General features: G+C 67.4%; 24 protein-coding genes and 1 tRNA gene. 14 read left to right on the top strand and 11 right to left on the bottom strand.

Annotated elements, in window-relative coordinates; translation table 11 throughout:
- Positions 1-21: 21 nt before the first annotated feature.
- Positions 22-1,101: a substrate-binding domain-containing protein gene (locus tag AC5WS7_RS19940; protein WP_495956048.1), complete on the bottom strand. Its 1,080-nt coding sequence runs from the start codon at positions 1,099-1,101 to the stop codon at positions 22-24.
- A 63-nt stretch (positions 1,102-1,164) separates the two neighbouring features.
- Between AC5WS7_RS19940 and AC5WS7_RS19935 the strand changes: the two genes are divergently transcribed.
- Positions 1,165-1,605 (top strand): MarR family winged helix-turn-helix transcriptional regulator, encoded by a 441-nt coding sequence (locus AC5WS7_RS19935; RefSeq protein ID WP_495956047.1) that lies wholly within the window; start codon positions 1,165-1,167, stop codon positions 1,603-1,605.
- Positions 1,606-1,650: 45 nt separating this feature from the next.
- Here the strand turns inward: AC5WS7_RS19935 and AC5WS7_RS19930 are convergent, their stop codons facing one another.
- Positions 1,651-2,082 carry a MarR family winged helix-turn-helix transcriptional regulator gene (locus tag AC5WS7_RS19930; RefSeq protein WP_495956046.1) on the bottom strand — a complete coding sequence of 144 codons (432 nt, stop codon included), beginning with the start codon at positions 2,080-2,082 and terminating at the stop codon, positions 1,651-1,653.
- 83 nt (positions 2,083-2,165) lie between these two features.
- Here AC5WS7_RS19930 and AC5WS7_RS19925 point away from each other — a divergent pair, with 83 nt between their 5' ends.
- Both AC5WS7_RS19925 and AC5WS7_RS19920 read left to right on the top strand, forming a co-directional pair.
- A complete protein-coding gene (locus AC5WS7_RS19925) occupies positions 2,166-3,935 on the top strand; it encodes an ABC transporter ATP-binding protein (protein WP_495956045.1) in 1,770 nt (589 codons plus the stop codon).
- A gap of 174 nt (positions 3,936-4,109) precedes the next feature.
- Entirely contained in the window at positions 4,110-4,889 is a 780-nt protein-coding gene (locus AC5WS7_RS19920; protein ID WP_495956044.1) for an enoyl-CoA hydratase-related protein, read from the top strand.
- Between the two features lie 215 nt (positions 4,890-5,104).
- On the opposite strand, the gene AC5WS7_RS19915 is transcribed toward AC5WS7_RS19920, so the two are convergent.
- Both AC5WS7_RS19915 and AC5WS7_RS19910 read right to left on the bottom strand, forming a co-directional pair.
- Positions 5,105-5,989: a zinc-binding dehydrogenase gene (locus tag AC5WS7_RS19915; RefSeq protein WP_495956043.1), complete on the bottom strand. Its 885-nt coding sequence runs from the start codon at positions 5,987-5,989 to the stop codon at positions 5,105-5,107.
- Positions 5,990-6,216: 227 nt separating this feature from the next.
- On the bottom strand, positions 6,217-6,954 hold the full coding sequence (locus AC5WS7_RS19910; RefSeq protein WP_495956042.1) for an SDR family oxidoreductase: 738 nt from the start codon (positions 6,952-6,954) through the stop codon (positions 6,217-6,219).
- 53 nt (positions 6,955-7,007) lie between these two features.
- Here AC5WS7_RS19910 and AC5WS7_RS19905 point away from each other — a divergent pair, with 53 nt between their 5' ends.
- The gene (locus tag AC5WS7_RS19905) at positions 7,008-7,358 is read left to right on the top strand and encodes a winged helix-turn-helix transcriptional regulator (RefSeq protein WP_495956041.1); all 351 of its coding nucleotides are present in this window, start codon (positions 7,008-7,010) and stop codon (positions 7,356-7,358) included.
- A 197-nt stretch (positions 7,359-7,555) separates the two neighbouring features.
- On the opposite strand, the gene AC5WS7_RS19900 is transcribed toward AC5WS7_RS19905, so the two are convergent.
- Positions 7,556-8,536: an FAD-dependent oxidoreductase gene (locus AC5WS7_RS19900; RefSeq protein ID WP_495956040.1), complete on the bottom strand. Its 981-nt coding sequence runs from the start codon at positions 8,534-8,536 to the stop codon at positions 7,556-7,558.
- A gap of 316 nt (positions 8,537-8,852) precedes the next feature.
- Between AC5WS7_RS19900 and AC5WS7_RS19895 the strand changes: the two genes are divergently transcribed.
- The 4 genes from AC5WS7_RS19895 to AC5WS7_RS19880 all read left to right on the top strand — a co-directional run bounded on the left by AC5WS7_RS19895 (position 8,853) and on the right by AC5WS7_RS19880 (position 13,227).
- A complete protein-coding gene (locus AC5WS7_RS19895) occupies positions 8,853-9,293 on the top strand; it encodes a hypothetical protein (protein WP_495956039.1) in 441 nt (146 codons plus the stop codon).
- A 106-nt stretch (positions 9,294-9,399) separates the two neighbouring features.
- Complete coding sequence (locus tag AC5WS7_RS19890; protein WP_495956038.1) at positions 9,400-10,305, top strand: metal-dependent hydrolase; 906 nt, start codon at positions 9,400-9,402, stop codon at positions 10,303-10,305.
- Positions 10,302-11,408, top strand: a complete 1,107-nt coding sequence (locus AC5WS7_RS19885) for a PDR/VanB family oxidoreductase (protein WP_495956037.1) — start codon at positions 10,302-10,304, stop codon at positions 11,406-11,408. The genes AC5WS7_RS19890 and AC5WS7_RS19885 overlap by 4 nt, the downstream gene beginning before the upstream one ends.
- A 49-nt stretch (positions 11,409-11,457) precedes the next feature.
- Positions 11,458-13,227 carry an SDR family oxidoreductase gene (locus tag AC5WS7_RS19880; RefSeq protein WP_495956036.1) on the top strand — a complete coding sequence of 590 codons (1,770 nt, stop codon included), beginning with the start codon at positions 11,458-11,460 and terminating at the stop codon, positions 13,225-13,227.
- Positions 13,228-13,242: 15 nt separating this feature from the next.
- Here AC5WS7_RS19880 and AC5WS7_RS19875 read toward each other — a convergent pair whose 3' ends face one another.
- Positions 13,243-14,238: a TerC/Alx family metal homeostasis membrane protein gene (locus AC5WS7_RS19875; protein WP_495956035.1), complete on the bottom strand. Its 996-nt coding sequence runs from the start codon at positions 14,236-14,238 to the stop codon at positions 13,243-13,245.
- Positions 14,239-14,504: 266 nt separating this feature from the next.
- On the opposite strand from AC5WS7_RS19875, the gene AC5WS7_RS19870 reads away from it, so the two are divergent.
- A complete protein-coding gene (locus AC5WS7_RS19870; protein WP_495956034.1) occupies positions 14,505-15,500 on the top strand; it encodes a zinc-binding dehydrogenase in 996 nt (331 codons plus the stop codon).
- 26 nt (positions 15,501-15,526) lie between these two features.
- Here AC5WS7_RS19870 and AC5WS7_RS19865 read toward each other — a convergent pair whose 3' ends face one another.
- On the bottom strand, positions 15,527-15,973 hold the full coding sequence (locus AC5WS7_RS19865) for a nitroreductase family deazaflavin-dependent oxidoreductase (protein ID WP_495956432.1): 447 nt from the start codon (positions 15,971-15,973) through the stop codon (positions 15,527-15,529).
- Between the two features lie 123 nt (positions 15,974-16,096).
- Here AC5WS7_RS19865 and AC5WS7_RS19860 point away from each other — a divergent pair.
- Positions 16,097-16,170, top strand: a tRNA-Ile gene (locus AC5WS7_RS19860).
- Positions 16,171-16,529: 359 nt separating this feature from the next.
- Here the strand turns inward: AC5WS7_RS19860 and AC5WS7_RS19855 are convergent.
- The gene (locus tag AC5WS7_RS19855) at positions 16,530-17,252 is read right to left on the bottom strand and encodes a type II toxin-antitoxin system RelE/ParE family toxin (protein WP_495956033.1); all 723 of its coding nucleotides are present in this window, start codon (positions 17,250-17,252) and stop codon (positions 16,530-16,532) included.
- A 447-nt stretch (positions 17,253-17,699) separates the two neighbouring features.
- On the opposite strand from AC5WS7_RS19855, the gene AC5WS7_RS19850 reads away from it, so the two are divergent.
- The 4 genes from AC5WS7_RS19850 to AC5WS7_RS19835 all read left to right on the top strand — a co-directional run bounded on the left by AC5WS7_RS19850 (position 17,700) and on the right by AC5WS7_RS19835 (position 22,983).
- Positions 17,700-18,605 carry a cyclase family protein gene (locus AC5WS7_RS19850; RefSeq protein WP_495956431.1) on the top strand — a complete coding sequence of 302 codons (906 nt, stop codon included), beginning with the start codon at positions 17,700-17,702 and terminating at the stop codon, positions 18,603-18,605.
- A 37-nt stretch (positions 18,606-18,642) separates the two neighbouring features.
- Positions 18,643-20,163: a long-chain-fatty-acid--CoA ligase gene (locus AC5WS7_RS19845; protein WP_495956032.1), complete on the top strand. Its 1,521-nt coding sequence runs from the start codon at positions 18,643-18,645 to the stop codon at positions 20,161-20,163.
- A 303-nt stretch (positions 20,164-20,466) separates the two neighbouring features.
- Positions 20,467-21,735 carry a cytochrome P450 family protein gene (locus tag AC5WS7_RS19840; RefSeq protein WP_495956430.1) on the top strand — a complete coding sequence of 423 codons (1,269 nt, stop codon included), beginning with the start codon at positions 20,467-20,469 and terminating at the stop codon, positions 21,733-21,735.
- Positions 21,736-21,744: 9 nt separating this feature from the next.
- Complete coding sequence (locus tag AC5WS7_RS19835) at positions 21,745-22,983, top strand: cytochrome P450 family protein (RefSeq protein ID WP_495956031.1); 1,239 nt, start codon at positions 21,745-21,747, stop codon at positions 22,981-22,983.
- 25 nt (positions 22,984-23,008) lie between these two features.
- On the opposite strand, the gene AC5WS7_RS19830 is transcribed toward AC5WS7_RS19835, so the two are convergent.
- Genes AC5WS7_RS19830 through AC5WS7_RS19820 form a run of 3 tightly spaced genes read right to left on the bottom strand, consistent with a single transcriptional unit; the run spans position 23,009 to position 25,958 of the window.
- Positions 23,009-24,394, bottom strand: a complete 1,386-nt coding sequence (locus AC5WS7_RS19830) for a phosphotransferase family protein (protein ID WP_495956030.1) — start codon at positions 24,392-24,394, stop codon at positions 23,009-23,011.
- Positions 24,385-25,572, bottom strand: a complete 1,188-nt coding sequence (locus AC5WS7_RS19825; protein ID WP_495956029.1) for an acyl-CoA dehydrogenase family protein — start codon at positions 25,570-25,572, stop codon at positions 24,385-24,387. Before AC5WS7_RS19825 ends, AC5WS7_RS19830 begins: the two co-directional genes overlap by 10 nt.
- The gene (locus AC5WS7_RS19820) at positions 25,572-25,958 is read right to left on the bottom strand and encodes a nuclear transport factor 2 family protein (RefSeq protein WP_495956028.1); all 387 of its coding nucleotides are present in this window, start codon (positions 25,956-25,958) and stop codon (positions 25,572-25,574) included. Before AC5WS7_RS19820 ends, AC5WS7_RS19825 begins: the two co-directional genes overlap by 1 nt.
- Between the last annotated feature and the right edge of the window lie 34 nt (positions 25,959-25,992).

Genomic DNA, 25,992 nt, shown 5'->3' with positions numbered 1-25,992 from the left:
TCGGCCCCCCGCGAGTAGCGGTCAGGAGGTCAGTTCGGTGTGGACGGTGAATTCCAGGCGATCGGCCCCGGCGATATAGACAGGCTGCGTAGTGTGCGCGCCGCGGACCCGTACCTCTCCGCGCGGACCGTGATAGGTGGCGCCCGAGGCGGTGCGTTCGATCGCGCGCAGGTCCAGACTGCGTGCTTGCTCGGCCAGCGACGCGAACAAGAGCAATCCCTCGTAACAGGACTCGCCGATATTGTTCAGCGCCGGAGCGTGCGGCCCGAAGTGGTCGGTGTACCGGGCGCCGAATTCCATCCCGGCCTGGGACACTACACTCTCGAAATAGCCGCAGGCGGTGAACAATCCGCGGGTGCTGTCGACGCCACCGGCGTAGAGGACGTCCTCACCGATCATCATGCCGAGCCGGATGCGGCGCTCGTCGAGACCGGCAGCTGCGAACGCTCGATTGAAGGCGGCGCAGTCGGCGCCGACCAGGAACAGCAGAACACCTTGCGCCGCAGAGGATCCGATCAGCTCGAGGGTGGAGGTGAAATCCCGCCCGTTCAGGGGGACGAATGTCGCACCGACCACGTCGATATCCAACTCTGCACTGAATTCTAATGTGGCCCTGAGGGTTTCGTGTGGCCAGATGTAATCGTTACCGACAATGTACCAGCGTCGGATGCCGATTTCGGTACGCATCCACCGCAGCGCCGGGAACAGCTGTTGTTCGGGGGTCTCGCCCACCATGTACACACCGTCGGAATCCTCGCCTCCTTCGTAGAAAGTGGTGTAGACGTAGGGGATTCGACCGGCCGTATGCGGAGTGATCACCTTGCGCGCATTCGACAGATGCCAGCCGACGACACCGTCGATCAGTCCTGCGCCGATCATCCGGTCGACGCGCGCGGTCAACTCGGCCAATGGCGCTGCGGCGTCGATCGGATGCAGTCGCACCGGCCGATCCAGAATGCCGCCCGCGGCGTTGATGTCCTCGATCGCGAGTTCGGCGGAGGCTTCGCACGACGGACCGAACATCCCCGCTGGGCCGCTCAGCGGCACCGCCAATGCGAGATCCACCGATTCGCGACGACCGCGAAGGCCTCCAGCGGTCATGGCAACCACCACCGTAATACTTGCAACTGAAAATGACTCATACGGCGCTGTATAGTGCTGATTGTGGACGATAGTACCGCCCTCGGCGCGTTGGACGAACTTGCCCGCCTGCTGCGGCGGGTATCGCAGGACTTGGACAAGACTGTCGCCACCTGTCTCGGCGAGGCGTCTCCGGGGCGTTGGCATGTGCTGAACGCGGTCGCCGACGGCCAAGGGCGTTCGATGTCGCAACTGGCCGAAGCCACACAACTCAACGCTGCCACGCTCACCCGCCTGATCGACGCCATGATCGCCGACAACCTCGTGAACCGCAACGTCGACGCCGCCGACCGGCGCAGAGTGCTGGTACACCCGACCAGGCGCGGCCGGTTGACGCACAAGGTCATGAATCAGGCGCTCGTCGACAGTGGCATTTCCTCGATTGCGGTCGGGAGCGAGCCGATCACACGCTTGCTCACCGCCCTGATGGATCGGATCCGAGTCAGCGATCCGGTGTCGCTGTAGCTTGCCCCGAGACTGAAACGATCCCGCACGAACGATCCCTCACGCTCAGCACTGCTCTCGTGAGTCCAGCGCCGCCAGCAACGCCCGCAACGTCTCGCGCTGTTCGTCGGACAGCGGCGCGAACGTCTCCGCGGCGGCCGCACGCCGGGCCTGCGACATGCGCGACAGTGCGCGACGTCCCGCCTCGGTCGGAACAACGAGGGTGGAACGGCGATTGGCCGGGTCGGGTGCGCGGGTGATCAGTCCCGCCGCGACGAGCGCGTCGACCACCGTGGTCGCCGAACGCGGCACGATGCCGAGATGCTCCGCGAGGACGGACATCCGAAGCGGTTCCTCGGCCCTTCCGATGATCCGCAGCGCGCGGCTCTGCGCGGGCGTGAGGCCCAGGGGAGCGAGCCGGGCCGCCTGATTTCGGCGGATCCGCTTACTGACCTGCAGGAACAGGTCGGGGAGGTCGGGGTCGGTGGCCTCTGCCATGATTTTGAGCCTAGCTCATCGTTCTGTGGAATAATTGTGAGTCAAGCTCAGTTTGGAGTGGTAGTACCTGGAAGGAGGCGCCTATGGCAGCCCGAACCCCATCCGAGATTCGCCGGATCCTCCGGCTGTTCCGGCCCTACCGCACGCGTCTGGCCCTGGTCGCCGCGCTCGTGGGGCTATCGTCCGTCGTCTCACTGGCCTCGCCGTTCATGCTGCGTCGCATCCTGGACGACGCCCTGCCGCACGGCCGCACCGGACTGCTCACGGTCCTGGCCGCCGGTATGGTCGCGGTCGTCGTGCTGACCAGTGTGTTCAGCGTGCTGCAGACCTACATCTCCACTGCCGTCGGTCAGCAGGTCATGCACGATCTGCGCGCCGCGGTCTACGCGCGGCTGCAGAGCATGCCGCTGGCGTTCTTCACCACCACCCGCACCGGCGAGGTGCAATCGCGTATCGCCAACGACATCGGCGGTATGCAGTCCACGGTGACCACGACGGCCACCTCCATCGTCTCGAATTTCACCTCGGTGGTCGCGGCGATCATCGCCATGTTCGCCTTGGATTGGCGGCTGGCTGCGGTCTCGCTGCTGATGTTGCCGTTTTTCGTGTGGATCAGCCGGCGCGTCGGCGACGAGCGTCGTCGGATCACCGCCGCGCGACAGCGCAAACTCGCCGGAATGTCGGCGATCGTCGAGGAGTCGCTGTCGGTGAGCGGAATTCTGTTGGGGCGCACCATGGGTCGCGCACCCGCGTTGATCGGCAGCTTCACCGGCGAATCGCGTGAACTGGTCGATCTGGAGATCCGCGCCAGTATGGCCGGTCGCTGGCGCCAGGCCACGATCCAGATCGTCATGGCCGCGATGCCCGCGGTGATCTACTGGGTGGCCGGGCTGGCCACCGCCGGTGGGCATTCGCTGGTTTCGATCGGCACCCTGGTCGCGTTCACCACGTTGCAGACCAGCCTGCTGCGTCCGGCGGTTCAGCTGCTGTCCACGGGTGTGGATATGCAGAGTTCGATGGCGTTGTTCGGCAGGATCTTCGAATATCTCGATTTGCGTTCCGATATCGAGGAACCGGCGCACCCGGTGCCGATGCCGCGAGCCGAGGTGGCCGGCACGGTCCGGTTCGAACATGTGGGTTTCGCCTACGACGCGAAGGACCGGCGGGTGCTCGAGGATATCGATCTCACCGTTCCCGCCGGGACGTCACTGGCCATCGTCGGCGAAACCGGTTCGGGCAAAACCACTCTCGGCTATCTGGTCGCCCGGCTGTACGACGCGAGTTCCGGGCGGATCACCGTCGACGGCGTCGACGTGCGGGATCTGAGTTTCGCTGATCTGTCCGCGAGCGTGGGGGTGGTCTCGCAGGAGACCTACCTGTTCCACGCCTCCGTCGCGGAGAATCTCCGTTTCGCCAAACCCGATGCGACGGACGCGGAATTGATCGCCGCGGCCCGCGCCGCGCAGATCCACGACCACATCGCGAGCCTGCCCGACGGCTACGACACCCTCGTCGGCGAACGCGGCTACCGCTTCTCCGGCGGCGAGAAACAACGCCTGGCCGTGGCTCGCGCCATCCTGCGCAATCCGCCGATCATGGTGCTGGACGAGGCCACCAGCGCCCTGGACACCCGCACCGAACGCGAGGTCCAAGCCGCGATCGATGCCCTGTCCGCCGGTCGCACCACCATCACCATCGCCCACCGCCTGTCCACGATCCGAGACGCCGATCAGATCGTCGTCCTGGACGCCGGACATGTCGTCGAACGCGGCACCCACCGAGAACTACTGGAGCGCAACGGCTTCTACGCCGACCTGCTCTCCCGAGATGCGGTACTGGAGCCTGCCGCCTAAGTCCTCCTCCGGACGGCGAACTCCCGTCGGCCGGGACGGTATTCGTGACAGCGCTACCACGCCGCCGCGGCCACGCTGCTACGACGGCGTGGCGCGACCGCGAGGGCTCTGCCAACTCAGTCTGCGCGGCCCACTTCGTTCACCTGCGCTGCGGTCGGAACTACCGTGGAGGATATGACCACCGTGGCGTACCAGCATCTTCTCGTCGACCGGGACGGTGACACCGTCCGCATCACCATGAACCGGCCCGAGCGGCGCAACGCGCTCTCGGCCGGGCATCTGACCGAACTGCTGGCCGCGTTCCGGGAGGCGGGTGCGAGCGATGCGACCGGGATTGTGCTGGGTGCGCGCGGCCCGGTGTTCTCGGCCGGTCACGACTTCGCCGATGTCGCGTCCCGGGATCTGGTCGGCGTGCGCGAACTGCTGAGGCTGTGCACCGAACTGATGACGGCCGTCGAGACCGCGCCGCAGGTGGTCATCGCGCGGGTGCACGGCCTGGCCACCGCGGCCGGATGTCAGCTGGTCGCCTCCTGTGACCTCGCGATCGCCGCCGAATCGGCCGGGTTCGCGCTGCCCGGCGGCAAGGGCGGCTGGTTCTGTCACACTCCGGCGGTCCCGGTGGCGCGTGCCGTCGGCCGCAAACGCCTGATGGAACTTGCCCTCACCGGTGATCCGATCGACGCCCGCACCGCCGCGGAGTGGGGTCTGATCAACCGCGCGGTGCCCGACGAGGATCTCGACACCGCCGTCGCCGAGCTGCTCGCCCGCGCGACCCGGGGCAGCCGCGCCAGCAAGGCCCTCGGCAAACACACCCTCTACGCACAACTCGACCGCCCCGAAGCCGACGCCTACACCGTGGCCGTCGAGGTCATGGCCGCGGCCTCCCAGCTTCCCGGCGCTCGCGAGGGGATGGCCGCGTTCCTGGAGAAGCGTCCACCGGCCTGGCCGGACTAGTCCACGTTCTGGAAACGATTCCTGTTGGGATACAACACTTTTCGGAGATCCCAACCGGAACCGTACGGTGCAGACCCCACGTCCGGAGTAGTGCTGACGAGGCGCACGGGGCCGGCCGATGCGGACGGGCGCTGCCGCCTCGTGCGGGCAGATGGCCGCCCGGCCGCATTCGACATCGAGGACCACGAGCTGCGGCCCAGGCCCGTCCGCACCGCTTACGAGGACGAGCTACTCACGGCGAGTACCGCCTTACCGGCGACCTCGCGGTTGAGCAGTGCTTCGGCGGCGTCGCCGGCGCGTGCCCAGTCGCCGTGCCAGCCCACCTGGGGGTCGAGCCGGCCCGCGGCCACGAGTGAAGTCAGATAGGCCAGGTCCGGGCCGAAACCGGGACCGACGACGAACGCCTCGATGCGAGCGCCGGGACTGGTCAGCCGGGCCTGCTCGAAATCGATCGTGGAAGGCTCGAGCGATGCTTTGCCCACGCTGACGGCGAGTCCGTCCGGGGCGAGCAGCGTGAACGCGTCCGCCAACAGCCGCCCGCCCACATTGTCGATCACCGCGACCACCGGCTCGCGCACCTCGGCCAGGCCACCGGCGACCACCTCGGCGGCACCCAGCTCCGCCAGCCCGATCCCGCGCTCCGGTCGACCGACAACGGCGACCACGTGTGCGCCCGCCTGCGCCGCGAGCTGGACGGCGAACCGGCCGACCCCACCGGATGCCCCGGTGATCAGTACACGCCGTCCGAGGATCGAACCCAGTCGGCGCACTGCGCGCAACGCGGTCACACCGGCCACCGGCAGTGCTGCCGCCGCACTATGGTCGACGCCCGCCGGCAATGCTGCGAGCTCACCGGTATCGACCGCCCGCAACTCGGCCCACCCGCCATTCCAGCCGAAGGTCACCACCGGTGTCCCGGCCGGCGGGCCACTGCCATCCGCCGCCGCGGCCACGACGACCCCGGAAGCGTCCCAGCCGGCCACTCCGCCGGGCGCGTAATTCCTGCTCAGGTATGTGATCTCGCCGAAGTTGAGCGAAGTCGCCGCGACCCGCACCAATGCCTGCCCGGGACCGGGCACCGGGTCCGGCGCTTCACCCAACCGGAGACCATGCCTGGCGGTCGGGTCGTAAACCAAAGCTCTCATGGTCTCGACAACCCGCGCCATGAAGCCCGAATTCCACCGCCGAAGGCCGCATCCTCGGGCACGCCTGTCAACCCACCGGTGAGTTCCCGGTCCGGGACGCGATCCGAGGGGTGAACTCGTCGGCCCCGCAATTCCCGAAAGACGCCGGCTCCAGCCGGTCTGCGGCGCGCCAGGAGCCGAAATCACCTGTGCGCGAGGTAATCCGCTCCGCCGATGTATACCGTGTGCCCGAGCGGGTGATCGTCGATGGTGGCATCGGCTACGGCCGTGGCGAATTCGTCCACGGTCGGAAGTGCGCCGTGCTCGGTTCGCGCGGCGACCGCTTCCGGGTCGCGCCGTTGCAGGAGGCGGACGATGATCGTGCCGTCGATCATATCGCCGGAAACAACAGTGAAACCGATTCGGCGCGAATCGAATTCGGGTATCAGAGCGCGCAAGGCGTCCTCGCCGGCGCGCTTGCTGGCGGCGATGGGCTCGTAATCCGCGGGCACGGGTTTGCGGCCGTGGAAATGCGCCTGGTGGCTGGTGACGAAGACGATGCGCGCGCCGGTCGGCATATGTGGCAGCAACAGCCGGACCAGGCCCAACTGCGCGTCGCGGTTGACGGCCATCGGATATCCCGGTGCCGCACCGCGCTCCAGGCCACCGGATGCGTTGAGTACCAGCACATCCAGGCGTCCGAACCGGTCCACGATCTCCCGGCTCAATGCCTGCGCGGCGGAGGCGTCGGACAGATCGGCCCCGGCGATCGACGCGCTGCCCCCGCCGGAGCCGATCTCGTCGGCGAGATCCGCTGCGCGCTTGCGCTTCTCGCGGTAATTGACGATGACGTGATCGCCGCGGGCGGCCAGAATCCGGGCCGTGGCCGCGCCGATGCCGCGTGACGCCCCGGTCACCAGCGCGATTCTGCTCGACTCCACTCGGCCTCCTTGCTCGATCGCTTCTATTTCAGAAGCAACTATTGTGGTTCTGAATGAGAAGCGCAAGAGATCCGGGAACACCCCGGCGTGATCCGGCCGCAGCGCCCACACAGGCGATGGAGCTACTGGGCCAGCGCTGGATGCTGCGCGTGGTCTGGGAGCTGGAACCGGGCCCGCTGGGCTTTCTGGAGTTGCGCCGCCGCATGGACAACTGCTCGTCCAGCATGCTGTCGGTGCGTCTGCAGACGCTGCAGGCCGCCGGGATCATCGTCAAACGCCCCGACAAGTCCTATGAGCTGACCTACCCGGGTGTCGAGCTGGGCCGCGCGCTCGAGCAGCTGTGGGTGTGGGCCGAGCGCTGGCACGACACGATCGGCGGTTCGGGCGGCGAGGGCCCGGGCTGATACATCCGCAAGCGCACCGTTCTGCTGACCTGCTCACCGGTCTTGGCGAGGAACCATCATCCCCGGTCGGGGCCGCGGCCTGCGACGAACCCGACACGGTGGTCGGCGATTTCGGCACACTGCGCGGCGAGGCGATGCGCTTGTGTGCCGGGCGGCCGACCGCGGCAGCGCGTATTCGCCCTCCGAGGCCTTGCGGCTCAATCCGGTTCGGCGAGCATCTCCGCGCGCCGCCGAGCCATGGTGTCCGCGGGATCGTCACCGTTCAGCAGGGCCTGGCACAGGGCGGCGGCATCGTCGATGGCATTGCGCGCGCCGACTCCGGAGGCGGGGCTGAGCGCGTGATCGGCGTCCCCGCAAAGGATTACGGGCAGCCGCGGCGGCAGCGCCTTGGTCAGCGGGACACGGCGGGCATTGGAGACGTGCACCATCGCGGTGTGGTCGAGCAGGGTGTCCAGCAGATACGGAATCTCGGGCAGGGCGGCGCGGATCGGCTCGTTCCAGCGGGCCAGGGGGTGAAAACCGGTGTAGCCCACCGCGATCGGAGCGCGAGTCAGCCGCGCGAACCACACCGCGACGCTGTCGTTCCAGAAATGCCCGAAGGTGGCCGGAGTGTCACTGCCGTGCCGGTGGAAATGCAGGACCGAAGGGGTGGTGTTGGGCCGGGTGCCGGGTGCGGCGGTCGCGTAAAGCACTACCTGCCCGGCATATTCGGCGACGCGCTCGGGTTCGAGCCGGGTGCGGGCGATCGAGTCGATGCCGTCGGCGGCGATGAGCAGATCGGTCGCAGTCCCACCGGGGTACAACACCCCGGTGTCCGGATCCAGATCGCTGACGGCCGTCCCGTAGCGAATGTCCGCGCCTGCGGCCCAAGCGAATTCGGTCAGCACCCGCATCAGGTCGGTGCGGTGATACAGCCGGTGCCCGGCCGCGGGCGATTCCCGCGGGTCGGCGGCCGGTGCGCCGACCCGGACCCCGTCGACAGGGTAGGAGGCGCTGTCCAGTTGGTCGGCGGGAACGCCGAGGTCGGCCAGCGTTCGGTGGGCGTGGGCGTCCAGGAACAGGAAAGCACCCCCGCGCACGTTGGGTCTGCGTTCGTAGACGACGGCAGGGTGGCCCGCTCGCGCCAGCCCACCCGCGAGCACCGTGCCCGCGATGCCGCCTCCGAGGATCGTCACCATATGTGAATCCCTAGGCCGCCGATGTCCGGTGCAGCCTGGTCAATTTTTCTCCTAGCGTGGCCATATCGCCGGTCCTCGCGCGCCCCGCGGAACGACGTCCGGTCCGAATCGATCTCTTCCAATTACTAGCATTGTCAACAATTCTGCGCCACCGAGAGAGTCTCGGACCGACATCGATCACACCTCGTTCAGCGATGTTCGCGGCAGGTGTGTCGCGGCGTGTCACACGCGTGCGTTAGCCTGCCGGAACCTGCGGCGGTGCGGTCGAGCACGCGGGATGACCGGCGACGGACTTGGGAGCGTGAACATGGTGGACATGAGGACGGATCGCAGGCGTGTGCGCATCGGATGCTGTGTCGCGGTGGCGGTGATCGCCGCGGTTGCCGGATGCGGTTCGCCGAACTCCCCGGGTACCGGTGTCCGGTCCGCGGGGCAGGCGGAGTCGCCGCCGGACGTGCTGGACTGCTCGTTCGACAAACCGGCCGTACGCCCGCAGAACCTGATTCTCGCTTGTGCGGATCTGGGCGTGCAGGTCGAGAAGATCACCTGGACGTCCTGGGCTGCCGACAAGGCCGAGGGCGACGGCACCGAACGCGACAACACCTGCACGCCCAACTGCGCCGCGGGGAACTACGTCACCAAGCAGGTGCACGTCGTCCTGTCCGACCCGGCCCAGCCCGCGAACCTCTACACCAAGGCCGCCACCACCGACCCGTCCGGCAAGACCTCGCAGTTTCCCCTGGAAAAGCGGCGCTGAGCGGGTCGAACGTATAGATGTAACTCTTGGTCGCATATATACCCGGAATTTTGCTACTCTCGGGTATCGGCGGCGGTGATGCCGCACGACGAGACCAGGAGTACCGATGAAGCTACTTCCCCAGTGGCCGCCTCGTGACAGGACCGATCCGGGCGAGGTAGCCCTGCACGCACGCAATGTGCGGTTCGACTGGCGCGATACGCCGCTGCACTGGATGGCGGGCGAGCCGATCGCCTCGCACGTGATCAACGCGCTGAATCTGCTGCTGCCCGAAGGCGAGCGAATGTTCGTGCTGGCGTTCTCCGAGGCGTTGCCGCTGGTCCGGGACGAGAAGTTGCGCGAGCAGATGCTCGGTTTCATCGGTCAGGAGTCGATGCACGCCGAAACCCACAACGACGTGCTGCAACAGGTGCTCACCGCGCACGGCATCGATGTGGACGCGTATGTGCGCCAGATGGAGTTCCTGTTCCGCAAAACCCTCGGCCCCCGCCCCGGACAGGGCCCCGCGGCGGAATTCCAGACTTTGGTCGAACGCATCGGCTTCATCGCCACTCTGGAACATTTCTTCGCCTATCTCGGCGACTGGGTGCTCAATGCCGATCTCGAGCGTTTCGGCGCGGACCCGCGCGTGCTGGATCTGTTCCGCTGGCACGGTGCGGAGGAGGTCGAGCACCGGCACGTCGCGCATGATGTGGCGCAGTACTTCGAGGTCGGCTACCTGCGCCGGTCGGCGCTGATGTTGATCGTCTTCCCGATCTTCCTGACACTGCTGCTGCGCGGCACCAAATACCTTGTGCACCAGGATCCTTCGCTGCCGAATATGCGGTACCCCCGGCTGGCGCTGCGGGTGTTCGGCGCGATGTGGCGCGGTGCGCTGCCCGGGGTCCCCTCACTGTTGTGGAGCGCGGCATCGGTGCTGCGGCCCGGTTACGACCCCGGATCGGTCGGCTCGACCGCGCAGGCGGTCGCCTATCTGGCCAAATCGCCTGCGGCACAGGCAATGGCGTCGTGAGCTTGCGGCGGGTTCCGCTGCTGCCGCCGGCCGATCTGTACGGCAGGCGCCGCAGTGACCGCGCGATTCGGGTCATCGACGCGGTCGCCGAGACCCGGATGCGCTGGACGGCCCTGATCAACCGCGGCACCGGCACGGGTGCGGTGGACGATCACCGCATCACGCTGACGGTCGCGCAGCGGCGGGTGGAGGCGCACGACACCGATGTGGTCGTTCTGCTGCTCACCGCACCCGATGGGCGCGCGCTGCCGCGCTGGCGGCCCGGCGCGCATCTGGATCTGGAGCTGCCCTCGGGCCGGTTGCGGCAGTATTCGCTGTGCGGCGATCCGGCCGAGCGGCATGCGTACCGGATTGCCGTGCGGCGCATTCCGGACGGTGACGGCGGTTCGCAGGAGGTGCACGAGGCGCTCACCGTGGGCAGTTCGATCGTCGTTCGCGGCCCGCGTAACGCGTTCCCGTTCGTCCTGCCCGGACACGGTTCCGACGCCGCCCGAGTGCATTTCGTGGCCGGGGGCATCGGGGTCACGCCGATCCTGCCGATGGTGCGGATGGCGCATCGGCTCGGCGTCGACTGGTCGATGGTCTACACCGGACGCAGCCGGAACACGATGGCCTTCCTCGACGAGCTCGAGCGACTGAGCCCCCGGGTGCGTATCCGCACCGACGACGCGTTCGGGTTGCCCGAAGCCGGGGATCTGCTCCCCGGCGTGACCGCCGACACCTCGGTCTACTGCTGCGGCCCGGTTCCGATGACCGCGCTGATCGCCGAGCGCGTGCGCGAGATGCCCGGAGTGGAACTGCATTCCGAGCGGTTTTCCCCCCTGCCCGTCCGGGACGGCACCGCGTTCGAGGTCGAATTGGCCCGCACCGGCGAGGTGATCGCGGTGCCCGCCGATCGCACCGTGCTGCAGGAGGTACTGAAAGTTCGCCCGGACAGCCCGTATTCGTGCCGTCAGGGCTTCTGCCGTACCTGCCGGGTGCGCACGGTGTCCGGCCAGGTCGAACATCGCGACACCGTATTGACCGATGCCGAGCGAGCCGCCGGCGACATGCTCATCTGCGTATCCCGGTGTGCCGGTGAACGTCTGGTGCTGGACCTGTGAGGTTCCGCGCCCGGACGCATCACCCGCACCGGCCCCGAAGGGAGATATCGTGACCGATCAGACCCCCGTTCCCGATGCCGAACGCATCGTCCGCAACGGCGAATTCGACCTGGCCGTCTACGAATACGGCGATCCGGCCGCCGAAACGGTCGTGCTGGTGCACGGCTGGCCGGACGACCACCATCTGTGGGATCGGGTGATTCCGTTGCTGGCCGGGCGATTTCACGTCGTCGCCTACGACACGCGCGGCCACGGCCGCTCCACCCGCACCAACCGCACCAGTGACTATCGGCTCGATGCCTTCGCCGGGGATTTCTTCGCGGTCGCCGATGCGGTCAGTTCCGAACGACCCGTCCACGTGCTCGCCCACGACTGGGGATCGGTGCAGATGTGGGAGGCGGTCTGCGAGCCGCGGGCCGGCGCGCGGATAGCGTCGTTCACCTCGGTCTCCGGCCCGAACCTGGATCACCTGGGAAAGTGGATGCGCGCCAAGCTTTCTCGCGGCGCGGCGTGGGGGCCGTTCACTCAGCTGCTGTCCTCGGCCTACACCTTCCTGTTCATGACTCCGGGCGTGCCGCGGGTGCTGTTGCGGCCGTTGTCGGCGGCCACGATCTGGCAGCGATTCGTCGGGCTGATGAACGAGACCGCACCCGCGAATGTCCGTTTGGGGCCGAGGTTCCAGGAGGATTTCTTCGACGGCATGCGCATCTACCGCGCGAACATTCTGCAGCGCCTGGTCAACGCCCGCGACCGGCACACCGAGGTGCCGGTGCAGCTGGTGATCGCCCGGCGCGACGTCGCGGTGCGGCCCGCCGGATACGACGACCAGGCGCGGTGGACCTCGCGGCTGTGGCGTCGCGAGGTGGCCGCCGGGCACTGGCTGCCGTTCTCGCATCCGGAGCTGCTGGCCACGGCCACAACCGAACTCATCGACTCGCTCACCCAGGGGGCGACCACGCGCGGGCTGCGCCGGGCCGAGGTGGTGCGGGGCCGCGAGCGCGGCGCGTTCGAGGACCAACTCGTCGTGATCACCGGGGGCGGCAGCGGCATCGGCCGGGAGACGGCGCTGTCCTTCGCGCGGCGCGGGGCGGAGATCGTGGTCTCGGATCTGAATCTGGACGCGGCCAAACAGACCGTCGCGCTGGTGCAGGCCGAAGGCGGTGTGGCGCATGCCTATTCGGTCGACGTCTCGGATGAGGCGGCCGTCGCCGAGCACGCCGCGGCGGTCATCGCCGAGCACGCGGTACCCGATATCCTGGTCAACAACGCCGGAATCGGCCAGGCGGGAGACTTCTTCGAAACGCCGTCGGCGGATTTCGATCGTGTGCTGCGGGTGAATCTGGGCGGAGTGGTCAACGGCTGCCGGACGTTCGGCGCGGCCATGGCCGAGCGCGGGCTCGGCGGGCACATCGTGAATCTGTCGAGTATGGCCGCCTATATGCCGCAGCGCGGATTCAGTGCCTACTCGACGAGCAAGTCGGCGGTGTTCATGTTCTCGGACTGCCTGCGCGCCGAACTGGCCGGCAAAGGTATCGAGGTGCACACCATCTGCCCCGGCATCGTGCACACCAATATCGTTGCCACGACTCGCTTCTCGGGTCTGTCGGCCTCGGACGAGGCCGACAAGCAGGCGAAATACGATGAGCTGTACCGCAAGCGGCACTACGGCCCGGAGAAGGTGGCCGAGCAGATCGTGCGGGCGGTGCGGGACGGGCGCGAGGTCGTCCCGGTGACCCCGGAAGCCCACCTGCAGTACCACTTCCAGCGGTTCGCCCCGGCGGTCGCCCGGTTCGTCGCGGCGCGGGTCAAGCTCACCTGAGTTGCGGGCCACCCGCTACGGCGTAGCAGTCTTGCGGGTGGCCCACAGGCTCGTCGCGGTGACCGTGGCCAACACCGCGACGATCACCAGCAACGAGGCGGCGGTGGAAATCTGCGGCACACCCGCCCAGGTCGCGTGTGCCCAGTGCAGCACCAGTTTCACGCCGATGAACGCCAGGATGAGTGCGAGTCCGTAGGCGAGGTGCACCAGCCGGCTCAGGGCCGAGTGCAGGACGAAATACAGTGCGCGCAGGCCGAGCAGTGCGAAGGCGTTGGTGGCGAACACCAGATACGGATCGCCGGTGACGCCGTAGACCGCGGGCACCGAGTCGATGGCAAAGATCAGATCGGTGGTCATCACCGCGGCGACCACCAGGGCCAATGGGGTCAGCGCGCGCCGTCCCGCCTCCCGCGCGCTCAGTCGCGTTTCGCGGTAGCCATCGGTCACGGGCAGTACCCGGCGCAGCAGTCGCACCGAACGCAGTGAAGAGGCGTCGACCTCGGCCTCCTGGCCGGTGATCGCGTCTTTCAGCAATTTCGCGGCGGTCAACAGCAGGATCGCGCCGAACAGCAGGAATGCCCAATCCAGTTCGGCGAGCGCGGCGGCGCCGAGGGCGATGAAGATGCCGCGCAGTACCAGCGCGCCCGCGATGCCGAACAACAACACCCGCTGGGCCAACCGTGCTGGGACCGCGAATGCCGCCAGGAGCAGCATGAAGATGAACAGATTGTCCACCGACAGCGATTTCTCGAGCAGGTAGCCGGTGAAGAATTCCGTGCCCGGTTCCGATCCATAGGCCGTCCAGATCACGATGCCGAAGGTGATCGGCAGCGCCAGATAGAACACCGTCCACCCCAGCGCCTCGCGCATCGACACTTCGTGCGGGCGGCGGGTGACCGCGAAGTCGAGCATCAGAAGCAGCAACACCCCGGCGATGGTCGCCGCCCACACCCAGGGCGAGCCGATGGTGTGCAGCTGGGATGATGCGAGAGCGGTCGTGGTGGAACTCATGGGACTCCTCGGGTATGACAAAACACCCGAGGTCTCCTTCGCCCGTGGGACGGGCGGCCACCCGGGGACCTCAACTGTGAAATCCGTACTGACCGGTATAGCGCTTGGGAAGTACTCCCCTCGTCGGCCGATCTTAGCCGGATCCGATCGTGACCGGCAAATCTCTCGCGTCGTGTTCTCGCTCTCGGCGAACGGCCATTGACCTCGAGCTAACTCGAGGTATCAGGCTGGTCTCATCGTTTCCGATCGAGAGGATGTGGCCGAAAATGTATGTGGTGGAAGTGAAGTCGTTCGGGGGACCGGAGGTGCTGGTTCCGGCAGAAGTGCCCGATCCGGTCGCCGGGCCGGGCCAGGTGGTCGTGGACGTCACGGCGGCCGATGTGATGTTCCTGGACGTGCGGCTGCGCAGCGGCTGGGGCCGGGACTTCTTCCCGGTCGAGCCGCCGTATGTCCCGGGCGGCGCGGTCGCCGGTGTGGTGTCGTCCGTCGGCGCGGACGTCGATCCCGGCTGGGTCGGCAAGCGAGTGGCCACGGCAACGGCGGCCAGCGGTATCGGCGGCGGCCTGCCCATCGGTGGCTATGCGGCCAAGGCGCCGGCGAAGGCGCAGACCTTGAACGAGATCCCCGCCGGCCTGGACGACATTCGCGCCGCCGCACTGGTGCACGATGGGCGGACCTCGCTGATGATCGCCGAACGGGCCCGGATTCGCCCGGGGGAGTGGGTGCTGATCACCGCCGCGGGCGGCGGATTGGGCACGCTGCTCACCCAAATGGCTTCCGCGGCAGGTGCTTCGGTGATCGCGGCGGCGCACGGCGATACGAAACTCGCACTGGCCCGCCGGCTCGGTGCGAAGGTCGTGGTGGATTACGAGGATCCCGGCTGGGCGGACCGAGTCCGGGAGGCGACCGAGGGCGCGGGCGTGGCAGTGGTGCTCGATGGTGCGGGCGGCCCGATCGGCGCGGACGCCCTGCGCGCCACGGCATTCGGTGGCCGATTCCTCGGATACGGTAACGCCGCAGGCGGTTTCCTGCAGGACCACGCGGAATATGCGGCCGCACAGAACATCACGGTGCAAACTCTGCTGGAGATGACCGGGGCCGATATCGACTGGCAGGCGCTCGGGCGCCGCGCGCTGACCGAGGCGGCGGCGGGAAATCTGGAAGTCGTTGTCGGGCAGACCTTCCCGCTCACCGAGGCGGCGGCGGCACATGCGGCCATCGAATCCCGCACGGCGGTAGGACGCACGATCTTGACGGTCTGACAGTTGGTTCAGGGGCGGTCGCCGGTTCAGCGCGGACTGAGCACGACCACCGCGATCGGTCGCTTGGTCTGCTTCTGATATTGCGTGTACCGCCCCTGATTCACCTTGTCGACCAGTCCCCAGCGGCGCGCGTAGTCCGGATCGTCCGGATACGTCGCCCGCGCGTGCACCGCGATCTTGCGCCGCCCGACCTGGATCTCGCAGTCCGGCGCGGCTTTGAGATTCGCCAGCCACCCCGGTGGCCGCGGCGATCCACCGTTGGAGGCGGTGACCAGATAGTCCCGCCCATCGCGTGCGTAGGTCAGCGCATTGGTGCGCGCCTGCCCCGACTTCCGCCCGACTGTCCGCAGCAACAACGTCGGATTGCCCGCCAGCAGCCGATGCCCCACCAGCCCGCCGCTGTGCTCGTAGATCCACTGATGCGCCCGCAACACGTTCACGAACAGATCCGCCACGCCGATCCTCCCATCCATCCCCTTCACCGGCCACACTATCTGCTACTAGGTGTTCCGGAAACCCACGACCGCGGCGATCCCGAATAGGCGAACACCCCCCGAACCCGGTACTATCGCCCCACCGCGCACACCACGCGGTCGGGGGCGGTAGCTCAGTCGGTTAGAGCCGCGGACTCATAATCCGCTGGTCGTGGGTTCGAGCCCCACCCGCCCCACAGAATCAGAGCGGACGAGAAGCTCCGTCGCTACGGTCGACGGACAGCGGAGTCCATGCAGAGCCGACAGTAGTCGGCATCATGTCTATTGCCAGCGTGGAATCCGTCCGGCCCCGGCTGAGTTTCGCGCGGTGGTTCAACGCTGACGCCGGGCTGATCGAGTGATCGCGCTCGGGTACGACGTGGCAGTTGGGCTGCCGATGCTGGTGATCGCCTGTGTCGGTTTGGCCCGAGCGTGTACCGCCTGAACGGTCCGCTGGTTTCGAAGAGGAGGAGTCTTGAGATATCCACCGCAGCAACGTGTTTCGCTGGAACAGTGAGCTGGCGATGGCAAGTTTCGTCGTAGCGACTACTTATGCTCAGGCGGCGTCGGTGTGATGACTGATGAAGTTGACTCGGGTGTCGTCGGCGTCCAGGGCGATGTTGAGGGTCGCGTCGAGGGCGTCGGCGAGTTTGGCGAGCAGAGGGAGGGTTGGCATGGTGTCGGAGCCTTCGATGCGCGAAATCTTGGCTTGGGTGAGGCCGGCGCGTTCGGCAAGGTCGGCTTGCGTAAGCCCGAGCTCGATTCGGCGGTCGTAGACGGCTTCGGCCAGTGCCATGGAGAGCCGGATTTCGCGGCGGGCCTCGGTAACGTCGTCGGATTCGGTGTAGCCCTCGGCGAGTTTGCGTTCCCGGAGCGTCTTCCAGCGTGCGTGACTCATCGGTCCAGTTCTCCCTTCTCGATTGTGCGGATGAATTCTTGATGAGCGGGCTCGTGTTCGGCCTGACAGGTCTGTTGGGCGACTTTCGCGCGTTTGACTTCGGTGTCTTCCTCGCATCCGTGTCTTGCGGAACACCGTCAGCAGGATCACTCGCCGTCCCGGTGCAATCCAGTAGGTAATGCGGATGGCCGCACCGTCCAGCGTTGGGCGTAGTTCGCGGACCCCGTCGCCGAGGTATCGGGCGTAGGGTTCGCTCAGCGAGTCTGCTTGTTCGGCGAGTAGGCCGACATATTCGTCGATCTCGAGGAAGTGCTTGGCTGGCAGTGCTTCCAGCCAGTCCCGTACCTCGGGCTCGATTTCTATGGCGAACAGTTCACCCATGACAGCGAGTATATGTCGTCAACGACATGCGGTAGGGCGTCGGCAGCTCAGGTTCAACGTCTCGCGCGGGTTCTCGGTTACCACATCGCTCCGGCCCGAAGGTCTCCCCCAGGAACGATCCGCTGGTGTCGAAGATAGCAAGTGTCGAGATGCCTGTGACAGCAACGGGTTTCGTAACCGATAGTGATGTTCTGAATAGCGGCGGCTACGCCTCCGTGGGAATCTCGCTAGGCGGCGGGGTGCGTTGCGTCCGATCGGCGCGATGGCGAGAACTGCCGAGGGCGGCCGCCCGCGTATCCATCGGGCGCTCGGACCCCTCCCCGCAATCTTTCGGCGATGCGGTATTGACACAGGTAGTGCGGTCGATCACACTGGTCGAGCAAGTTGACATGACTGTCACGTCATGAATGATCCAGCTAGGAGGCTGCGGTGCCTGAAGTTCCCGATATGCGCGCGTTGGGCCAGGAGGTCAGCAACTGGGGGCGGTGGGGGAGCGATGACGAGCGGGGGACCACGAATCTGCTCACGGCCGAGCGGGTGCTGGCAGCGGCCGGGCTGGTTCGCACCGGGGAGGTGTTCACGCTGGGGATTCCGCTCGACGGGGACGGGCCGCAGCCCGGTGGGCTGCGGATCAATCCGATCCGGTTGATGTCGGAGAACGGGCAGGAACAGGTGCTGCCGGGCGGGTTCAAGTGGGCCGACGACTTCGTCTTCATGCCACTGCAGGCCGGGTCGCAATACGACTCGCTGGCGCACGTGCACTACGACGACCAGCTCTACAACGGGCACCCGGGTGACGGGGTGACGGTCAAGGGCGCGGACAAGTGCGGCATCCACACCCAGGCCGGCGGCATCGCCGGACGTGGCGTGCTGCTGGACATCGCCCGGGCGCGCGGAGTGGACTGGCTCGAGGCCGGCACCGCGATCGGTCCCGACGAGCTCGACGAGGTCGCCGCCGCCCAGGGCGTGCGGATCGGCGCGGGCGACATCCTGCTGTTCCGGACCGGATGGCGCAAGAAATTCCTGACAGATCGCGACCCGGCCGGCTTCATGGCGGGTGAGCCCGGACTGAGCCTGTCCTGCGCGAAATGGTTGCGGGAGAAGGACGTTGCCGTCGTCGGCTCGGACAACTGGGCCGTGGAGGTGATGCCGGGCGAGCACCCCGGCACCGCGTTCGAACTGCATATGGTGCTCATCCGCGACATGGGCGTCACGCTCGCGGAAATGCTGGATTTCGAGGACCTTTCGCAGGCCTGCGCCGCCGATGGCCGCTGGGACTTCTTCTACGCCGGGCCGCCGCTGTCGTTCACCCGCGGTGTCGGCTCGCCGATCAACCCGATGGCGATCCGGTGACGGTGCGTCGGATTCGAATCGGCAAGGAGCAGAACAGATGTTGATCGGTGACATCGTCGAATACGGTGCGCGCAAACACCCGGACCGAATCGCGCTGCGGTTCGAGCAGGAGCAGATCACCTACGGGCAGCTGCGAGATCGCTGCCGCCGCTTGGCGAATGCGCTGCTCGGGGTCGCCGCGCCGGGTGACCGGGTGGCGATCCTGTCCTCGAACTGCACGCAGTACATGGATTGCTACTACGGCGTCCCGATGGCGGGTATGGCGCTGACGATTCTCAACGTCCGGCTGCACCCCGATCAGATCGTCGCTCTGCTGGAGCATTCCGAGGCCCGGGTGCTGATCATCGCTCCGGAGTTCGCCGAGGTGGTGGAGCGCATCCGCGATCGGATCCCGTCGGTCACCACGGTGGTGTCGATCGGAACGGCTTCCGGCGCGATCGGGTGGGACGAATTCCTTTCCGGCGCTTCGGCGGACGTGCCCGCGCACACTCCGGACCCGGACGACCCGGGCTGGCTGGTCTACACCAGCGGGACCACCGGCGCGCCGAAGGGGGTGATGATCTCGCACCGCAATCTGCTCACCGGCGTGACGTCGTCGGCGTTGCAGTGGGAGGTCCCCGAGGAGACGGTATTCCTGTTCTGCTTCCCGCTGTGTCACATCGGCGGATACGTGGTGATGATCAACCACCTGCTCGGCTGCACGGTCGGCATCCTGCGGTCCTACGACAACGCGACGTTCCTGCGTCTGGTGGACGAATGGCAGGTCACCCAAACGGGTTTGGCGCCGACGATGATCAACTTCCTGCTCCAGGACCCGGAGCTGGACAAGCATTCACTCGCCACTCTGCAAGCTGTGGGCTACGGCTCCTCGGCCATCCCCGCCGCCGTGCTGCGTGCCGGACTGGAGCGGTTCGGTTGCGATTTCTACCAGGGCATGGGCATGACCGAACTCGCCGGAAACGTCCTGCATCTGGACGAGCAAGCGCACCGCCGTGCGGCGAACGGTGCGACCGGACTGCTCGCCTCGGCCGGAAAACCCATGCGGCTGGTCGACATTCGCATCGTCGACGACGAATTCACCGACGTGCCGCCGGGACAGGTCGGGGAGATGATCGTGCGCGGCGATCAGGTGATGTCCGGCTACTGGAAGGATCCGCAGGCCACCGCCGACTCGTTCACCGACGGCTGGTTCCACACCGGAGATCTGGTCCGCCAGGACGAGGAGGGTTTCGTCTACATCGTCGACCGGAAGAAGGACCTGATCATCAGTGGCGGCGAGAACGTCGCCTCGCTGACCGTCGAACAGGCCCTCTACCGCCAGTCCGGCGTCGCGGAGGCGGCCGCGATCGGCGTGCGCGACGACACCTGGGGCGAGGTGGTGTGCGCGGTGGTCGTCCTGCGCGAGGGCGCCACCGCCACGGCCGAGGAGATCATCGCCGGATGCCGTGAGCACCTGGGCGGTTTCCAGGTGCCGCGCCGGGTGGTGTTCGTCGATGCGCTGCCGAAGAACGTGACCGGCAAGATTCTCAAAAGGGAGCTGCGCCAGCAATTCTCGTGATCCGATCCGATCGGCCGATGCCCGTTCCCGTTGGGGGCGGGCATCGGCCGTCTCCGGCGCCGCGGCGGTGCTGAAACAGCGGGCATTTCGCGCGCCCTCGTGTCCGCTGATGTAGCGTCTGCCGCAACGGAATTCGATTCGTCTCCCATCGAGATGCTCGAACCGTCCGGCGCGGGCACGTGCCGGTTTGTTCCGTGAAGTGCGACCGAGAAAAGAGGATCACGGCGTGCATGGCCGACGTGCGGACTACAGGATCGGTAGGGATGGAAGGGACTCGAGGGGCCGGGTGGTGGCAGGGTGAACATGCCGTCACACGGGTTCACGGTGAAGTACGAATCGTCGCCGACCAGTTCGGGACAGGACCGGATGCGGTTGTACGAGCCGGAGTTCGCGGCCGATCCGCACCGCGCGTACGACGAGATGCGCAAGCGGTTCGGTGCCATCGCGCCGGTGGAATTGGCGCCCGGCGTACCGGCCACACTGGTCCTGGATTACGCGACCGCGTTGCAGATCATGCGCGATCCCGAGCATTTCCCCACCGATCCGAGTCGGTGGCAGCGCTCGGTCCCGGAGAGCTGCCCGGTCCGGCCGTTCCTCGAGTCGCGCGCCAACGCGTTGCGCACCACGGGCGAGGCGCATCAGCGGTTCCGCGGCAGCTTCGGTGCGCTGCGTGAGACCGATCTGAACCGGTTGCACGATCTGGTCGGACACGCCGCCGAAGAGCTCATCAACGGGTTCTGCGGTGATGGCACCTGCGATCTGCTCAGCGGGTACGCGGCCCCGCTGACCTTCCAGGTGCTGGCGAATCTGATGGGATTCCCGACCGAGGCGGCCCGGCAGGCGTGGACCGGAATGGCGGCGATGCTGGACACCGTCGACGCTCAGGCCGGACAGGAGATGTTCATCGGGGCGCTGGCCGGGGTCGTGGCCGACAAGCGGGCCCGGCCGGGCAATGATCTCACCTCGGCGCTGATCACCGACCCCGGCAAGCTCGACGACATGGAGGTGATCAACCAGGCCGCGCTGCTGTTCTCCATGGGGACCGAGCCGCTGGCCAACCTGATCCTGCACACGGTGCTGCTGATGCTCAGTGACGATCGATTCGGCAGCGGTCTGATCAGCGGGACGCTCTCCACCGCGGACGCCCTGGACGAGGTGCTGTTCAAGGACCCGCCCCTGACGAACTTCCCGGTCGTGTATCCGCGTCAGCCGATCCTCGTCGACGAGGTGTGGCTGCCCGCGGACCAACCGGTGCTCATCGGCCTAGCGGCCTGCAACAACGATCCGCGCATCGCCGGCGGCGACCGCACCGGCAACCGGTCGCATCTGGCCTGGGGCGCGGGCCCGCACGCGTGCCCGGCGCAGGCGATGGCCAGGACGATCGCCCACGACGCAATCGATCTGCTGATCGATGCGCTGCCGGATATGGAGCTCGCGGTTCCGGTCAGCGAATTGTCCTGGCGTCCGGGACCTTTCCATCGCGCACTGGTTTCGCTGCCGGTGGAGTTCCCGGCCACGGCGCCGATGCAGATCGCCACGTCGTCGAGGTTCGAACCGTCCGCCCGCTTGTGAGGAGTTCCCGTGACGGACAATCAACCCATCGTGCTGGATCCGGCCGCTACCGATATCCACGGCGAAATTGCCCGTATTCGTGAACTGGGCCCGGCGGCCCGGGTGGAACTGCCCGGCGGGGTGGTGGTGTGGATGGTCACCGATTACGCCGCCCTGCGGCGGCTGATGACCGATCCACAGGTTTCCAAGGAACCGCAGGACTGGAAGACGTTGCGGGAGGGCCGGATTCCGCAGGACTGGGTGATGACTCCGTGGATCGCGCTGCGCAACATGCTCAGGAGTTCGGGAGCCGAGCACGCCCGTCTGCGCAAGGCGGTGGGTCCCGCGTTCGGTCCGCGCCGGATACAGGATCTGCAACCCAGGATCGAGGCGATCGTCACCGAACTGCTGGACGCGCTCGCGCAAACCCCGGCGGGCGATATCGCCGATCTGCGAGCGGATTTCGCGCGACCGCTGCCGATCAAGGTGATCACCGAGCTGATGGGAGTGCCGTCGGAGATCGCGACTCCACTGTGCGAACATGCCGACGGCTCACTGGACACCTCGGCCGCGCCGGAACAGGTGCAGCGGGATTTCATGGCGTTGCTGGACCTGGTCGGCCGGCTCATCGCCTACAAGCGTGAAAATCTGGGTGACGATCTGACCAGCACCCTGATCACCGGTCCGGACGAGGCCACCGGTCCGCTGCTGAGCGATCAGGAATTGTTGGACACCCTGACGTTGATCATCAGCGCGGGGCACGAGACGACGGTGAATCTGATCGATCAGACGATCGTCGCGCTGCTCACCCATCCGCGGGCCCGTGCCGAGGCCGTAGCCGGGGAGATCGAATGGGAGAATGTGATCGAGGAGAGTCTGCGCTGGCAGTCGCCGATCGCGAATATGCCGTTCCGGTACACCCGCGCGGACATCGATCTGGGCGAGGGCGTCCGGATCCCCGCGGGCGAGGCGATCCTGGCCTCGTTCGCGGGGGCCAATCGCGACCGGAAAACGTTCGGCCGCAACGCCGACGAGTTCGACCCGTCGTGGGATCGCGAGACCGACAGCAAGGGGCACCTGGCATTCGGTTACGGCGTACACCACTGCCTGGGTGCGCCGCTGGCCCGCCTCGAAGCGCGAATCGCCGTGCCCGCGTTGCTGTCCCGCTTCCCGGACCTGCGGTTGGCCACCGCGCCGGATGAACTGCGGCCGATGCAGACCTTCGTCATGAACGGCCACAGGTCGCTACCGGTTCGGCTGAGCGCCTGAACGTCCGTGCGGATCCTCGGGGGCGCTATCCCAGGTAGCGCGGATTGGCGACCCGCAGGCGGGACAGCACGGCGAGCGAGACCACGCGGCGAACTTCCTTGTCGGAGTAGGACAGTGACCCGGCGCGCAAACGTGCGGCCAGTTCGGCCTCCGAATCGCAGCCCAGTTCGCCGAGCAGCTCCGCGACCTCCGCCGTGGCCGCGGGCCCGGCCCGGAGTTCACGGGCGGCGGTGCCGAGCAGGTTGACGCAGATGCGCATCAGGAATCGCAGGCGTTGTTGCTCGGCGGTCAGCGCGGGGGCGATCTCCTCGGTCAGCGTCCCCGCGACCAGGTCGAGGATCTCGGTGAGGTGGGGACGATCGTGGATCGTGGTCGCCGGCTCGGACGGCGTTGGCACGCTGACCGATTCGTCGAGCAGATCCAGTACGGCCAGCAGATCGTGCTCCGATTCGCAGACGCGCCGTCCGATCGCGGCCAGCTCCACCGAGTGCTCCTCGCCGCCCAGGTGACGCTGTGCCTGGAATCGGCTGAGCACCAGCCACTTCAGCGTGCCGAACGTCTCCCACCAGTGCAATTCCTCGGGCGCGGGCCGGATTCCGGTGGCCTGGGCGTAGCCGTCCAGGAGCTGCTCGCGGGTGCCGAGCCCGCCGACCGGGGCCGGTGCGCCGAAACGCCAGGCGCGCACGCACAGCCAGCCCAGGTCCTCGACCGGATCGCCGCGATGCGCGAGCTCCCAGTCCAGCACCGCGCGCACACCGTCCGCGGTGATGAGGAAGTTGCCGATCCGGAAATCGCCGTGCACCAGCGTTTTCCGGCGCGGCGGCGGGCGATGTTCGCGCAGCCAGCGCAGTCCCATCTCCACCGCCGGCCGTGGATCGTCCAGGCCTCGGTAGATCTGCTCGATGGTGTCCAGTGGGTCCTGGTCGTCGAGCAGATCGAGGGTGTCCAGCGGGGTGCGGTGGATCAGGCCCAATACCCGGCCCAGGTCCGCGGCGAGCCGATCGCGCACCGGTGCGAACTCCGGATCACGGTGCAGCTTACGCGGAATCGATTCGCCCTCGACCATCTCCATCAGCAGATACGGTGCGTCTATTCCGGGAGCGGTGGCATCGGCGGCGAGTACCGCGGGGACCGGCACCCCGGCCGAAGCGGCCGCTCGCAGGCAGGCCGCCTCGGCGCGCATCCGGGCGGCGTCGCCGTGCCCGGGAGGATCGCGGCGCAGGACCGCGTGCACGGCCTCGCCCGCGTCGTCGCGGGCGGCGACGGCATAGACCTGTTTACTCGCGCCGCCGGTGAATTGACGCAGCGACACCTCCCCGATGGCGCGTCCGGTGGCCGCGCGCAGCACCTCGCCGACGCCCTCGGCCAGCGTGATCGCTTCCGGAAGCGGGGAATCCGGCGTCACAGCCACGGCGCGGCCTCGGGGGAACGCAGCAGCCGGCGCGCGGTGGACATGCGGTGCACCTCGTCCGGGCCGTCGTAGACGCGCGCGTAACGCGCCTGCCGATACATGCGCTCGAGCGGAGTGTCGGCCGTGAGGCCGAGCGCGCCGTGCACCTGGATGGCGCGGTCGATCACATTGTGCAACATGCGCGCACCCCAGAACTTGATCAGCCCGACCCGGATGCGGTAGTCCTGTCCGGCGTCCATCGCGCGGGCCGCGTCGAGCGTCATCAGCCGGGCGGCATGGATCTCGGCGGCGGATTCGGCGATGTACCGGTGGATCTCACCCTTCTCCGCGAGCAGGGAACCGTGCGCGTAGCGGGTGTTGGCGCGTTCGCACATCAGCTCGTAGGCGCGCTGGGCCTGCCCGAGCCAGCGCATGCAGTGGAAGATGCGGCCGGGGCCGAGCCGATCCTGCGCCACCGCGAAACCCTTGCCGCGCTGGCCCAGCAGGGCATCGGCCGGGACCCGGACGTCGGTGAGCCGGACCTCGTAGTGGTCGCTGGGGTCGTGCCCCATGGTCGGGATGGACCGGACGATCTCGAAGCCCGGGGTGTCGGTCGGCACGATGATCGCGCTGATCCGGGAATGCCTTGGCACGGAATCGGATTCGGTATTGGCGAACACCGTGCAGTAGGCCGCCTGCGCCGCGCCGGTGGTGAACCACTTGTGCCCGTTGATGACCCAGGTGTCGCCGTCGAGTTCGGCGCGGGTGGCGATGAGGGTCGGATCCGATCCGGCGACCTCGGGCTCGGTCAGCCCGACCGAGGGCAGCACATCACCGGCCACCATGGGCGGAATCCAGCGGCGGCGCTGCTCCTCGGTGCCGTGCCGGTGCAGCATCAGGGTGTCCTGCATGGAGACCGAACCGACCGCCAGCTGGCCGAATTCCGAGCGGCCGATGATCTCGTTGAGATAGACGAAATCCAGGAAGGGCACTCCGCCGCCGCCGATATCGGCCGGATGTCCCAGCGCCCACAGACCCAGTTCCTTGGCCCGGGCGCGCAGCCGGTCGAGTTCAGCGGTCGCGGTCGCGTCGTCCCGGACCAGCACCGGCTCCTGCGGAATGACCTCGCCGTCGATGAATTCCCGCATCCGCGAGGTCAATTCGGCGATACGGCCCTCGGGCCGGTCCATGGTCGTCATCACTGCTCCCGGGTCGAGGCGGATACCGCGTAGAGCGGCTGGATCGCGGCGGAGTCCACGTATTCGTCGATGCGCGTGATCTTTCCGTCCCGCACCTGCACGAACATTCCGGCCGCGATCTCCAGCGGTCCGTGTCCGGGCAGGTCACCGCGCACGACGTGCTGCTGGGCGAATCCCTCGGGCAGCGGATAACGCCGGATATCCTCGTAGCGAAGGTTTTCCACCGTTCGCGCCAGCCAGCGAAGCACCCGCAGGTTCTCCCCGACGGTCTCCTCCGCGTTCTTCTCGTTGTGCCAGATGCGGGCATCGGGCGCGTACAGCTCGGTGAGCGCCGCCGCATCGCCGCTGCTGACAGCGGCGAAGAAGCGATCGGCCAGTTCATTCACGGTTGGGACCTCTTCCCGGGGTGGATAATTCGCT

The organism is Nocardia sp. PLKS1-43, assembly GCF_059510335.1.
The sequence above is the reverse complement of the archived record's forward strand: the minus strand, read 5'-3'. Positions and strand labels throughout refer to the sequence as shown.

What these genes read in the sequence shown, in the direction of transcription:
- AC5WS7_RS19940 (WP_495956048.1), bottom strand. Translation starts at nt 1,101, where the DNA reads ATGACCGCTGGAGGCCTTCGCGGTCGTCGCGAATCGGTGGATCTCGCA.
- AC5WS7_RS19930 (WP_495956046.1), bottom strand. Translation starts at nt 2,082, where the DNA reads ATGGCAGAGGCCACCGACCCCGACCTCCCCGACCTGTTCCTGCAGGTC.
- AC5WS7_RS19925 (WP_495956045.1), top strand. Translation starts at nt 2,166, where the DNA reads ATGGCAGCCCGAACCCCATCCGAGATTCGCCGGATCCTCCGGCTGTTC.
- AC5WS7_RS19920 (WP_495956044.1), top strand. Translation starts at nt 4,110, where the DNA reads ATGACCACCGTGGCGTACCAGCATCTTCTCGTCGACCGGGACGGTGAC.
- AC5WS7_RS19905 (WP_495956041.1), top strand. Translation starts at nt 7,008, where the DNA reads ATGAGAAGCGCAAGAGATCCGGGAACACCCCGGCGTGATCCGGCCGCA.
- AC5WS7_RS19900 (WP_495956040.1), bottom strand. Translation starts at nt 8,536, where the DNA reads ATGGTGACGATCCTCGGAGGCGGCATCGCGGGCACGGTGCTCGCGGGT.
- AC5WS7_RS19895 (WP_495956039.1), top strand. Translation starts at nt 8,853, where the DNA reads ATGAGGACGGATCGCAGGCGTGTGCGCATCGGATGCTGTGTCGCGGTG.
- AC5WS7_RS19890 (WP_495956038.1), top strand. Translation starts at nt 9,400, where the DNA reads ATGAAGCTACTTCCCCAGTGGCCGCCTCGTGACAGGACCGATCCGGGC.
- AC5WS7_RS19875 (WP_495956035.1), bottom strand. Translation starts at nt 14,238, where the DNA reads ATGAGTTCCACCACGACCGCTCTCGCATCATCCCAGCTGCACACCATC.
- AC5WS7_RS19870 (WP_495956034.1), top strand. Translation starts at nt 14,505, where the DNA reads ATGTATGTGGTGGAAGTGAAGTCGTTCGGGGGACCGGAGGTGCTGGTT.
- AC5WS7_RS19865 (WP_495956432.1), bottom strand. Translation starts at nt 15,973, where the DNA reads ATGGATGGGAGGATCGGCGTGGCGGATCTGTTCGTGAACGTGTTGCGG.
- AC5WS7_RS19855 (WP_495956033.1), bottom strand. Translation starts at nt 17,252, where the DNA reads ATGGGTGAACTGTTCGCCATAGAAATCGAGCCCGAGGTACGGGACTGG.
- AC5WS7_RS19850 (WP_495956431.1), top strand. Translation starts at nt 17,700, where the DNA reads ATGCGCGCGTTGGGCCAGGAGGTCAGCAACTGGGGGCGGTGGGGGAGC.
- AC5WS7_RS19845 (WP_495956032.1), top strand. Translation starts at nt 18,643, where the DNA reads ATGTTGATCGGTGACATCGTCGAATACGGTGCGCGCAAACACCCGGAC.
- AC5WS7_RS19840 (WP_495956430.1), top strand. Translation starts at nt 20,467, where the DNA reads ATGCCGTCACACGGGTTCACGGTGAAGTACGAATCGTCGCCGACCAGT.
- AC5WS7_RS19825 (WP_495956029.1), bottom strand. Translation starts at nt 25,572, where the DNA reads ATGACGACCATGGACCGGCCCGAGGGCCGTATCGCCGAATTGACCTCG.